Source organism: Streptomyces sp. SID1328 (assembly GCF_009865595.1).
Lineage (GTDB): Bacteria > Actinomycetota > Actinomycetes > Streptomycetales > Streptomycetaceae > Streptomyces > Streptomyces griseoluteus.
Genome location: NZ_WWKH01000552.1, coordinates 1 through 11280, shown reverse-complemented (window position 1 = coordinate 11280; position 11280 = coordinate 1). Strand labels below are relative to the sequence as shown.

11 protein-coding genes are annotated in these 11280 nt (G+C 73.0%); 2 read left to right on the top strand and 9 right to left on the bottom strand.

The window, feature by feature from the left end:
- Positions 1 to 196: 196 nt before the first annotated feature.
- From GT030_RS17090 to GT030_RS17080, 3 genes are all read right to left on the bottom strand, one after another.
- A complete protein-coding gene (locus GT030_RS17090; RefSeq protein ID WP_161201835.1) occupies positions 197 to 1393 on the bottom strand; it encodes a glycoside hydrolase family 64 protein in 1197 nt (398 codons plus the stop codon).
- Between the two features lie 136 nt (positions 1394 to 1529).
- Positions 1530 to 2285 carry a dienelactone hydrolase family protein gene (locus GT030_RS17085; RefSeq protein WP_161201834.1) on the bottom strand — a complete coding sequence of 252 codons (756 nt, stop codon included), beginning with the start codon at positions 2283 to 2285 and terminating at the stop codon, positions 1530 to 1532.
- Positions 2286 to 2308: 23 nt separating this feature from the next.
- On the bottom strand, positions 2309 to 2929 hold the full coding sequence (locus GT030_RS17080; RefSeq protein ID WP_161201833.1) for an L-threonylcarbamoyladenylate synthase: 621 nt from the start codon (positions 2927 to 2929) through the stop codon (positions 2309 to 2311).
- Positions 2930 to 3191: 262 nt separating this feature from the next.
- On the opposite strand from GT030_RS17080, the gene GT030_RS17075 reads away from it, so the two are divergent.
- A complete protein-coding gene (locus GT030_RS17075) occupies positions 3192 to 4721 on the top strand; it encodes a helix-turn-helix domain-containing protein (protein WP_161201832.1) in 1530 nt (509 codons plus the stop codon).
- A 144-nt stretch (positions 4722 to 4865) separates the two neighbouring features.
- Here GT030_RS17075 and GT030_RS17070 read toward each other — a convergent pair whose 3' ends face one another.
- Together GT030_RS17070 and GT030_RS17065 are read right to left on the bottom strand one after the other, a co-directional pair.
- Positions 4866 to 6098, bottom strand: a complete 1233-nt coding sequence (locus tag GT030_RS17070) for a serine hydrolase domain-containing protein (RefSeq protein ID WP_161201831.1) — start codon at positions 6096 to 6098, stop codon at positions 4866 to 4868.
- A gap of 115 nt (positions 6099 to 6213) precedes the next feature.
- The gene (locus tag GT030_RS17065; protein ID WP_161201830.1) at positions 6214 to 7320 is read right to left on the bottom strand and encodes a PP2C family protein-serine/threonine phosphatase; all 1107 of its coding nucleotides are present in this window, start codon (positions 7318 to 7320) and stop codon (positions 6214 to 6216) included.
- 230 nt (positions 7321 to 7550) lie between these two features.
- On the opposite strand from GT030_RS17065, the gene GT030_RS17060 reads away from it, so the two are divergent.
- The gene (locus tag GT030_RS17060; RefSeq protein WP_161201829.1) at positions 7551 to 8456 is read left to right on the top strand and encodes a GNAT family N-acetyltransferase; all 906 of its coding nucleotides are present in this window, start codon (positions 7551 to 7553) and stop codon (positions 8454 to 8456) included.
- Here GT030_RS17060 and GT030_RS17055 read toward each other — a convergent pair.
- From GT030_RS17055 to GT030_RS17040, 4 genes are all read right to left on the bottom strand, one after another.
- Positions 8453 to 9340: a Gfo/Idh/MocA family oxidoreductase gene (locus tag GT030_RS17055; RefSeq protein ID WP_161201828.1), complete on the bottom strand. Its 888-nt coding sequence runs from the start codon at positions 9338 to 9340 to the stop codon at positions 8453 to 8455. The two genes, GT030_RS17060 and GT030_RS17055, sit on opposite strands and share 4 nt — an antisense overlap.
- Before the next feature lie 37 nt (positions 9341 to 9377).
- Positions 9378 to 10361 carry an ATP-grasp ribosomal peptide maturase gene (tgmB, locus tag GT030_RS17050; protein WP_161201827.1) on the bottom strand — a complete coding sequence of 328 codons (984 nt, stop codon included), beginning with the start codon at positions 10359 to 10361 and terminating at the stop codon, positions 9378 to 9380.
- Between the two features lie 16 nt (positions 10362 to 10377).
- Positions 10378 to 10569 (bottom strand): putative ATP-grasp-modified RiPP, encoded by a 192-nt coding sequence (gene tgmA, locus GT030_RS17045; RefSeq protein WP_161201826.1) that lies wholly within the window; start codon positions 10567 to 10569, stop codon positions 10378 to 10380.
- 194 nt (positions 10570 to 10763) lie between these two features.
- A partial coding sequence (locus GT030_RS17040; RefSeq protein WP_161201825.1) for a fructosamine kinase family protein occupies positions 10764 to 11280 on the bottom strand: 517 nt, incomplete at its 5' end.

Sequence of the window (11280 nt, the reverse complement as noted above, 5' to 3'; positions counted from 1 at the left end):
GGGTACGTCCAGAAGACCATCGACCTGTCCTCGCTGGCGGGCTCGACGGTCAGCCTGAAGTTCACCGGGGTCGAGGACTCCTCGCTCCAGACCAGCTTCGTCATCGACGACACCGCCCTGACGACCGGCTGATCCGCACCTCCCCGCACGACAAGGGTCCCGCACACGGGGTGTGCGGGACCCTTCGCGTTCCCCGTCAGTCCAGCGGGTCCAGCGTGAGGTACGCCTGCTGCGGGTTGCCGTCGTTGACCAGCGACTCGTGGTTGCCGACGTCGTCGAAGGCGAAGGCGTACGCCTTGCCGTCGGCCATCTGGGCGTGGATGGCCTTCGCGTACTGGTTGGTGACCCCGTCCTGGTAGAAGCCGGCGTCGGAGCTGTCCGGCTGGCTGGGGTTGCTCAGCAGCGTGGAGCGGTTGTAACCGGCGCACAGGGTGCGGGAGATGGGACCGCGCACCTGGTCGTTGGGCGCGTCCAGCAGCTTGTGGCAGCCGAAGATGCTGGCGGCGTCCGGCTTCTGGAAGCTGGTCACCACCGCGCCGGAGGAGTTGGTGAAGTTCATGACGTTGCCCGAGACCCGGCCGAAGTACTTGGTGTTCGGCTGGTCGGTGAACGGCGTCACGGTCAGGGTCTGGGAGGAGTACTTGGACCAGACCCGGTTGACGTAGTCGTCCATGACGTTGGCGGGGAGCGCCCCGGTCTCCACGCCGTACAGCGGGGAGAGGGCGCGCAGCACGGTGCCGTCCGAGCGGGTCTGCACGAGGCCCGACCAGCCCGACTTGCTGCGCAGCGAGTTCATGACGGCCGAGTAGCCGCCCGGCTTCAGGTGCCCGGTGGTGGCGACCTGGCCGTTGCCGCGCTTCACGCCGACCGCGTAGGGCGCCGAGAACATGTCGACCTGGGTGCTGTTGAGCCAGAGGCCGGCGTCGTTCAGCGTGTACTCGGACCAGCTGAACAGGATGTCCCGGTTCGGGTCCGAGGGGTTCTGCACGGCCGGCTGCACCAGGCCACCGGTGGTGAGCCGGAAGTCCAGCTTGCGGCCGTAGGAGAAGTAGATCCGGCCGGAGAACTTCGGTATCCGGATGGTCGTCGACTGGCCCGGACCGGGCCCGGCGATGGCCGCGTCCGGCGCCGGGGTCGGCGGGTTGCCGCCCGCGGGCCAGGCGTGGAAGGTGCCGCCCGCGTCGGCCCAGCCCTGCCGCCCGGAGGACAACTGGGTGCCGAGGTCGTAGATGTACACCGGCTCGGAGCGGCCCGAGTTGTTGGTGATCTGGAGCGGGATCGTGTCCGGCACCGCGGCACTGGCCTGGCCGGCGGCGCCGAACGTCAGCACCGAGCCGACCAGGGCGGCCGTGGCCGTGGCCGACAGCGCGGAACGAGCGATTCTTCGAGTCAACTCTCCACCTCCGTGTGGGGGTTCGGGGCGGCACGGCTGCTGGTCCGTACCTTTTTGAGAGCGCTCTCAGAGTGCTTGTGTGTCACGGACGTGTCAATCAGTTGAACCGAACACGTTCCGTGACGTGAGCAGGCGTTCAGAAAGTGCGCCGCAGAAGGGAGTTGAGCGCCTCCCAGTGACGCTCCTCGGCCGCCGCGTCGTAGGACGAGGTGTCCTTCTGGGTGTAGCCGTGCGGTGCGCCCTCGTAGACCTCGCTGGTGTGGCGCACCCCGGCGGCCGTCAGCGCGTCGTCCAGGCGGCGCATCTGCTCCACGGGCATCGAGGCGTCCTGGTCGGCGTGGCCGAAGTACAGCTCGGCCGTGATGCGGTCGGCGCCCAGGTGCGGGCTGTCCGGCTCATCGGTGGCCAGGTTGCCGCCGTGGAACCCGGCGGCCGCCGCCACCTGCGCGGGATGCGTGGCCGCCGCGCGCAGCGCGAGCCGGGCGCCCATGCAGTACCCGGTCACCGCCACCGGCCCGGCCGCGACCAGCGGGGACTCCTCCAGCCAGCCCAGGAACGCGTCCGCGTCCACCTCCGCCTGCTGGGGCGTGAGCGAGTGCACCAGCGGGCCGAGCCGCTCCCAGATCGTAGGGTCGGACTCGGGGGCGATGAACTCGGGCAGCTCCACCACCGGCGCCGTTCCCTGCCGGTAGAACACGTTGGGCACCAGCACGGTGTACCCCTCGGCGGCGAGCCGGTCGGCCATCCCCTTCAGCCAGGGCCGCAGCCCGTACGCGTCCTGGTAGAAGAGGACTCCGGGATACGGCCGTCCGTCGGCCGGGTGGGTGAGATAGGCGTCCGCGTCACCGTCCCGCGTGGGGATGGTGACGGTCGTTCCCTGTACGTCGGTCATGATCAGCACGCTTCCCTGTCGGTCTACTCGAACCGCGCGGGGTCGCCCGCGCCCACCCGCACGATCTCCGCCTCGCCGCTGGAGAAGTCCACCACCGTGGTCGGCTCGGTGCCGCACTCGCCGGAGTCCACCACCACGTCCACCACGTGGTCGAGCCGGTCCTTGATCTCCCAGCCCTGGGTCAGCGGCTCCTCCTCGTCCGGGAGCAGCAGCGTGCTGGAGACCAGCGGCTCTCCCAGCTCGGCCAGCAGTGCCTGGGTCGCCACATGGTCGGGGATGCGCACGCCCACGGTCCGCTTCTTCGGGTGCAGCAGCATGCGCGGCACCTCGCGGGTGGCCGGCAGGATGAAGGTGTAGCTGCCGGGCGTCGCCGCCTTCACCGCGCGGAACACGTCGTTGTCGATGCGGACGAACTGGCCGAGCTGCGCGAAGTTCTGGCACATCAGCGTGAAGTGGTGCCGGTCGTCCAGCTTGCGGATGGAGCGGATGCGCTCCATGCCGTCCTTGTTGCCCAGCTTGCAGCCGAGCGCGTAGCACGAGTCCGTGGGATAAGCGATGAGCGACCCCGACCGGACCGCGTCCGCGATCTGCGCCACGGCGCGGGGCTGCGGGTTGTCGGGGTGGACGTCGAAGTACTTGGCCATCCGCCGAGCTTAAGCCGTCACCGTCCGTCACTCGCGCACCCCCACCCGGCCAGGCGTAGGACGTGTGGACCGGGGCATCCGCACGGCGAGGCACCGGAGCACTCCCCCCCCAGCTCCGGGCCCCGCCGTCTCCGCCGGTGGCCAACGCCCCCCTGGGCCACCGGCGGAGCCCTGCCCGTGTTCCCCCGACGACGCGCGGCAGGGGTGTCGGGTAACGTCGGCCGTCGAACGCCGAAGCCGAGACGGGGACGAGGTGCACCACGTGGCCGCCCGAGCCGGCGAGGGCACCCCCGCCCCACCGCCGCACGACACCGCCGCCACCTGGGCGGAAGAGCTGCTCGACCAGTTGCGGCCCGCGATCCGGCACCCGCGCCGGGTCCTCGCCTGGCTCGCCCGCACCGTCCACGCCACCGCCTGCCTCGAGGACGCCGACGGCCGGCTCCTTGCCGGTGACCGCCTCCCCGCCGATACGGCCGTCCGCGCCGACGTGGCCACCGGGCGGATCTCCGCCGCCGCCCTGGAGGACGGCGGACGCCATGTCCACCTGGTCGGCATCCGCCACCCCGGACCCGGCCGCGCGGCCGGTGCCGTGCTCACCGTGGCCCGCCCCGAGCCCTTCGACCGGCGCGCCGCCGAGATCGTCCACCGCACCGCGAGCGTCCTCGGACTGCTGCTGAGAGAAGGCGAACTCGCCCGCTCGGCACGCCGGTTGCGCCGTGCCTCCGCCGGCCTGCGCCTGGCCGTCCTGCAACTGCTCATGGTGGAGGACGTGGTCTCCGCCCGCCGCGTCGCCGCCGGACTCTGGCCCGGCCTGCTCGAAGAGGACACCGCCCGCGTCTACGTCGTCGAGGGCTCTCCCGCCGGACGGGACGCCCTCGCCGAGGAGTGCGCCGACGTCACCGAGGGCCGCGCGCTGGTCGTACGCTGCCCCGCCGTGGACGGCCACGTCATCGTCGTCAGCCCCGCCTCGGCGCCGGGGGAGAGGCTGCGTGCCCTCGTCGCCGACCGCCCGGACACCTATCTCGGCGGCAGCCTCCACCAGCGGCTCGCCCGGACCGCCACCGCCTACGGGCAGGCCGTCAGCGCCCTAGCCGTCGCCCGGTTCCGCCCCGGCCGCAGCGCCGTCTACGCCGAACGCACCCACCCCGAGCGTCTGCTGGACCCGGCCGCGCTGCGCACCTGGTCCGCCCGCACCCTGCGCCCGCTGGACACGCTGCCCCATCACACCCGTGCCGAGCTGCTGGCCACCACCCGGCTGGGCCTGGACTTCACCGCGGTCAGCGCCGCAAAGGTGCTCGGCGTCAGCCGCAACACCGTCCGCGCCCGCATGGACCGGCTGCAGACCCTGCTGGACACCGACCTGACCGACCTCACCACCCGCACCGCCGTCCGCCTCGCCCTGCTCACCGAGGCGGCACACGGCCCCTACGATCCCGGAACCGCCCCGCACACCGGGCCCCGCTTCACCGACCTGCTCGACTCCGCCGCGCTGCGCGACTGGGCCCGCGACCTGCTCGGCCGGCTGGACGGCGACGGGCGCGACCTGCGCGCCACCCTGAGCGCCTGGATCTCGGCCGGCGCCAATGCCGAACGGGCCGCGAAACAGCGGGGCGTGCACGCCCAGACGGTCCGTGACCACGTCCGCGCCGCCGAACCCGTCCTGGAACGCCAGCTCCTCGCGGGCGGCAGCGACCTGTACGAGGTGGTCCTCGCCCATCTCGCGGACGGCACCCTGGCCGCCCCCGAGGCGGGAGCGAACGGGGACGAAGCGGACGCTCCTGTGCACGGGTGAGTGCTCAGCGGCACGGACCGGGCACCGCTGCGATGGCCACCGCCGGGCCCTCCGGTTAAGTTCGGCAGTCCAGCGGGGGTACGACCGGAGCGGGGGGCCGGTCGTACCCCTTCCGCGTGCCCGCGCCCCGGCCCGCTCGCGGGCTCAGTGCTGGGCGTTCTGCGCGGGCAGGTCGTAGACGTGGCCAGGGGAGATGACCTTGGTGACGGCCTGCCCGAACAGGGTGCTCGGCTCCTGGCCGTCGTGCGCGATGTCGGTGTTGAGCAGCACCACCAGCGAGGTGCGCGCCGAGGGCAGATACACCGTCAGCGACTCGTACCCCGGCAGTGAGCCGTTGTGGCCGATCCAGCCGTGCACGTTGAAGATGCCCAGGCCGTAGCCCGCGTCGGGGTAGCCGGTGGGCGGGGTGAGCAGGCGCTGGCGCTGGGTGGCGGGGGTGATCATCCGCTCGCCGTCCGGGAACCGCCCGGTGGCCACCGTGCGGGACCATACCCGCATGTCCTCCAGGTTCGAGACCATCGCGCCGGCCGCCCAGCCCCAGGACGGGTTCCAGCCGGCCGTCTCCGCGACCTTCCCGTCCGCCGTCTGGTTGGTGTACCCCTGCGCGTGCGGCTTCGGGAACTCGCTGCCCTCGGGGAACGAGGTGTGCTTCATCCCGGCCGGGTCCAGCACATGCCGCTGGATGTAGTCCCCGAGCCCCTGCCCGCTCTGCTGCTCCACGACCAGACCGAGCAGGATCAGGTTGGTGTTGGAGTACTGGAACTTCGCGCCCGGCTCGAACTGCACCGGGTGCTTGAAGGCGTAGTCCAGCAACTGCTGCGGCGTGAAGGAGCGTTGCGGGTCCGAGGTGAGCGCCTTGAAGAAGTCCGGGTCCTGCGAGTAGTTGAACAGCCCGCTGCGCATGTCGGCGAGCTGGCGCAGCGAGATCTTGCCGCCGTTGGGCACGCCGTCGATGTACCGGCCGATCGGGTCGTCCAGCTCCACCTTGCCCTGGTCGACCAGTTGCAGCAGCGCGGTGACGGTGAACGTCTTGGTCTCGCTGCCGATCCGCATGTACAGATCCGGGGACATCGGGCGCTTGCTGCTCTTGTCGGCGACGCCGAAGGAGCGGACGTAGTTCCCCTTGTCGGCGGTCCAGATCCCGACCGTGACACCGGGGACGTTCGCCTCCCGCATCACCCGCTGTACGGCGTCGTCGATCCGGCGGTTCACCTCGGGCGTGAGGGCCTGTACGTCGGGGCCCGTGGGGGAGGGGCTCGGCGAATCCGTGGCGGGCGGCGCCGCCAGGGAGGGGGCCGCGGTGAGTGGGGCGACGAGTGCGCCGAGGGCGGCCGCGATGGCGAGCCTTCGGCGCAGGCGGGCCGGGGAACGGGGCATGGGCTGACTCCAAGCACAGGAGAGCCGGAGCTGCGGCGGGGCCGACGCCCCGGGCTCTCAGCATAGGAGCGCTTCTTCCGCCTCGCCCGTCGGCCGTCCGGGGGAGCGCCGGTACTCAGCGGGGCGACTGGTCCGGGGCCAGGACCAGCACGCTCGCGTCGTCGTCCACGCTGTGCCCGAGGTGGCGTACGTCCTGCCAGAGCGCGTCCGGGAGCGCGGCGGTGCCGGTGTCCGCGAGGGCGGCCAGGCGTTCGGGCATGGGGTAGAAACGGCCGGACGCGTCCCGCGCCTCCCACAGGCCGTCGGTGGCGATCAGCAGGCGGTCCCCCGGGTCCAGCGTCACCGTGACCTCCTTCGGCGGCTCGACGCCGAGGAGGCCGATGCCCAGCGGCGGGCCCGGCGCGACCGTCAGCTCCTGCGCCCCTCCCGCGCGCAGCAGCACCGGCGGCGGGTGCCCGCAGGCCACCACCCGTACCGTCCGGGTGTCGGCGGAGAACTCCAGCAGCACCGCCGTGGCGAACAGCTCCGCGTGCCGGACCCCGGACGAGTCCGCCTCCAGCCGGCGGTCCATCCGGGCGGCCACCGCCTCCAGCGTCCGCTGGTCCAGCGCCGCCTCGCGGAACGCGCCCAGCAGCGCCACCACCGTCCGCACCGCCGACAGGCCGTGCCCCTGGACGTCCCCCATCACCGCCCGCACCCCGTAGGGGCCCTCCCGGACGTCGAAGAAGTCCCCGCCCAGCAGCGTCCCGTCCTGCGCGGCCCGGCTGAACCCCACGCACCGCAGGTCCCCGACCCGCTCCGGCAGCGGCGGCATCACCGCCCGCTGCACCGCCTCGCTGATCTCCCGCTCGGTGTCCAGCTGGGCGTCCCGGCGGCTTCGTACGTAGGACACGAACACGCTCAGCAAGGCCACGAAGGCGATGGTCAGCAGGTCGGTGTCGCCAGGGCGGCCGAGGTGGGTCAGCGGCACCAGCAGCGACGCGATCACCAGCGCGCCGAGCGCCGCCGTGGCCACGGGCCCGTACGACAGCACCGCCAGCGGCGGGATCGCGCCGAGCAGGAAGCCCAGGTCGCTCGCGTGCGGCGTGACGAGGCTGGCCAGCGTGACCCCGATCAGCAGCAGCACCGGAAGCACCCGCACCCACCGCGGCGGGGGAGCACCCCGCAGCCAGCCGCGCCGCTCCCGTGCTCGCCCCGGTGACCAGCCACGCAGCGATCTCACACGCCCACGCTACGCCGCACCCGCCCCCGCCGCCCGCTCCGGAAAACCCCTGGACGCCCGCGCGGGCGTCCCCCTACTGTGGCGCGAGCACGCCCGAGACGGACCAGGAAGGAGGCGAGCGTCATGTACATCACCCCGCACGCGCGCTCCCTCCACTCCGTCATCCGGGTGTGCACCATCTGACCGGACCGGGAGCGCCACCACCGCAGGCACATCTCCCGGAGGACACCTTGACCGCACCGGTCATCCGCACGCTCGACCCGAGCAGTGCCCACCTGTTCCAGGACCTGCCCGACCCGCTCGGCCTGAGTGAGCGGCGCCGCACCACCCACTACCGCCCCGACTGGCAGCGCGTCGCCCTGCGCGACGGACGCCCCGTGGCCCGCGCCGCCTGGTGGGCCCGTGCCGAGGACCCCGCCCCGCTGGTGATCAACTGGTTCGACGTGGCCGAGGGCGAGGAGGCGGCGGGCGCCGAACTGCTGCGCACCGCGCCCTGGGCCACCCCGGAACTCGAACTCGATCTCCCGCCGGGCTGGCGCGACGACCCGGCCCTGGCCGCCGCCGTCGCCACCCGCACCGCCGCCGCCCGCCTCGCCGGGTACGAGCCCCTCGTCGAGCGCTTCATCTACCGCTGGACCCCCGACCTGGGCCTGCCCGAGCAGCCCGGCCGCCTCAAGTTCACCCCGGAACCGGACGACGAGGTCTTCCTGGACGCCCTGCGCCGCATCCACTCCGTCACCCTGGACGCCCACGCCCGGCGTGCCATCGAGAAGGGCGGTGTGGAACTGGCCGCCCAGGAGGAGCTGGACCTCTTCCACTGGTGCCCGTCGCCCCGCGAGTGGTGGCGCGTCGCCCGTACCCCCGAGGGCGAGATCGCCGGTATCCACGTCCCGGCCCGCAACCCCGCCGGGCCCTGCGTCGGCTTCATAGGCGTGGTCCCCGAGCAGCGCGGCCACGGCTACGCCTACGACCTGCTGGCCGACTGCACCCGCTTCCTCGCCGCCGAGGGCGCCGACTTCATCGCGGCCGCCACCGACCAGGGGAACTTCCCGATGGCTGCCCACTTCACCACGGCCGGCTATCCGGTCGTACGGGAACGCGTCAACTTCTGGGCGGACGGGACGCCGGCCGGCTAGTCGACCGGTTCGCTGAGGCGCGCCTGTGCCGCCGCGAGGATCTCGGTCACCCGGAGTCCGAACGCGGCGTCGCAGGCGTGCCGGCGCCCGGTGCGGGCGGCTGCCGCCAGGGCGTCCACCGCACGGGCCAGCGCGGGCACCGCGCCCTCCGAACTCCTCGGCAGCAGCGCCACCCCCGACTCGCCCCGCAGCTCCACATCGGCCCCGGCCGCCGAGGGCGGCGCCGACAGACTCAGCGTCAGCGTGCTCGTCGCCCCGGTGGCATGGTCCAGCACCAGATGCACGGTGTCGGCGGGACCGTGCACCGCCGCGAGCACCTGCCGTACGTCACCCAGCACCGGCAGCAGAACCGACAGGGCGTGCGGGCCCACGTCCCACAGGGCGCCCTTCTCCCGCCGCCACGCCGACGCCGCGAACGGGCTGTCACTGGTGAACACCGAGCCCATCCACTGCGCCCGTGCCGTGAACCACCCCGCCTCGGCGGCCTGTTCCTCGATCCACGCCTCCGGCTCCTTCTGGAACCGGGTGGTGAAGAAGACCACCGACGCCACCTGGGCCCGCTCCGCCGCCTCGGCCACCGCCCGCGCCTCGGCCACGCCCAGCGCCAGCGGCTTGTCCAGCAGCAGATGCCGCCCGGCCCGCGCCGCGCGCACCGCCAACTCCGCCTGCACGGACGGCGGAAGCGCCACCGCCACCGCCTCCACATCGGACAGCAGCTCGTCCGCGTCCGGGTACGCCCGCACCCCGTACTCCCCGGCCAGCGCGGCCGCCGCCTCCGGGCTGCGCCCCCACACCCCCGCGAACTCCACACCGGGGTGACCGGCCAGCGCCGGTGCGTGTGCGGCGCGCGCCCAGGGGCCCGTTCCCAGCAGTCCGATGCGCATCGAGCGCTCCCTTCTCTTCGAGCCGTGCTCCACGGCATCAAGGGACGGCGTCCCTCCTGTCGTGGGTATACGGCTCCACGGGCCGGTCGTCTCCGGCCAGCCAGTGGGCGATCGTCTCCGCGATCGGCTGACCGGTGTCCAGCTCGACGAAACCGAACTGGCCCGACTGATTGCACTCCAGGAACCACCAGGTGCCGTCCGCGTCCTCCGCGAAGTCGAAGGCGCCGTAGGCCAGCTCGGCGGCCTTCAGATAGCGGCGGACCGACACCGCCACCCGAGGGGGCACCTCGGTGGCGAGCCAGGGGGAGACGGACGGGGCGAAACGGACGTCCACATGGTCGGGGTGGGCGTCCGGATCGACCGGTTTGCGCGCCGCCAGCAGCCGGTCCCCGACGGCCGTCAGCCGGATGTCGGCCCGTTTGGCCACCCTTTGCTGGAGCAGCGTCGGCCCGAAGGCCACCGCGCTGAAGTCGGTGCCCGGCGCCACCCGGCTGGTCGGCACCGCGCGCGGCGGCTCCTGCGGATGCGCGCCGGACACCGGCTTGACCACCACGTCCCGGTGCCGCTCGGCGAACTCCCGCGCCGAGTCGGGGAAGGTGGTGATCAGCGTGGCCGGCACCGGCAGCCCGCTGCGCTGGGCGAGCCGCAGCTGCCACGGCTTGTGCCGGGCACGGCGGGCCGCGTCCGGATGGTTCATCCAGCGGGCGTCGCTGCACCGCAGCATCCCGTACAGCGCCTGCGCCGACTCCTGGGTCAGCCAGGAGGACGGCTGGGGGGCACGGGCGGCCGCGTCGCCGGGTCTGCGCACCCAGATGGAGCGCAGGCCGCTCATCCCGACCAGGCGCCCGCCGACGGACAAGTGGCCGCCGCAGTCGTCCCCGGCGTACTCGCCGGTGAGCGCCACCCCGTTGGTGAGGTCGGCGGGGTCGAACCGGACGACGGGCACGCCCGCCTCGCCCAGCCGCAGGACCACCATGTCGGCCGTGACGTCCTCGTCACTGGTCAGGATGAGCACGGTCATCGTCGGGGGCCCGCGATCAGTCGTCGAAGTGCGTCTTGGAGCCCGCCGTGGAGGTGGTCGTCCCCAGGGTGAGCAGGATCGCGTGGTCGGTCGCGGCGATCCGCCCGTCCGGCAGGACGTTCAACTGCAGTGCGGAGTCGTACGCGTACGGAGCGGTGGCATCCAACTGGCCAGCAGGCCGTGCGTAGTTGAGCGTGAACGGTTGCATGGTCTCTCCCCTGTTTCGTCCTTCACGTCCTTATACGAATCGAACGGGTGGTTGGTTTCCTCACACTCCGTGACCAGAGCCCGGAGGGAGGCACCGTGAACCGATGGGTCAGCAGGAAGGACGCCGCGCGGGGCGCGGTGGCTGCGCCCCACCGCACATTCGTCTGCCCCGTCGGCCCTCGGTGCGAGCCTGGTTCACCCGGCCAAGGTGGCGCGCGCGGCGGACAGGGCCTGTTCCGCGTAGCCCCGGCCGAAGAGCACCGCGTGCACCAGCAGCGGGAAGAGCTGATGCGCTCCGACCCGGTCGCGCCAGCCGTCGGCGAGGGGGCTCGTCTCCTGGTAGCCGCCGAGCACCTGTTCCAGATGGGGGCAGCCGAAGAGGCGGAGCATCGCCAGATCGGTCTCCCGGTGGCCGCCGTGCGCGGCCGGGTCGATGACGCGGACCTCGCCGTCGGCGCCCCACAGGACGTTGCCCTGCCACAGGTCGCCATGAAGGCGTGCGGGCGGTTCGGCGGGACCGGTGAGCGCGGGCAGCCGCTCGCACACCGCCTCGACCACCCCGGCCTCGCCCGGCCGGACCGTGCCCGCGTCGACGGCGGAGCGCAGGTACGGCAGCACCCGGTGCTCGGCGTACCAGGAGGGCCAGTCGTCGCCCCGGACGTTCCGCATCGGCGCCCGGCCGATGTACGCGTCCTCGGGCCCGTCCGGCGGG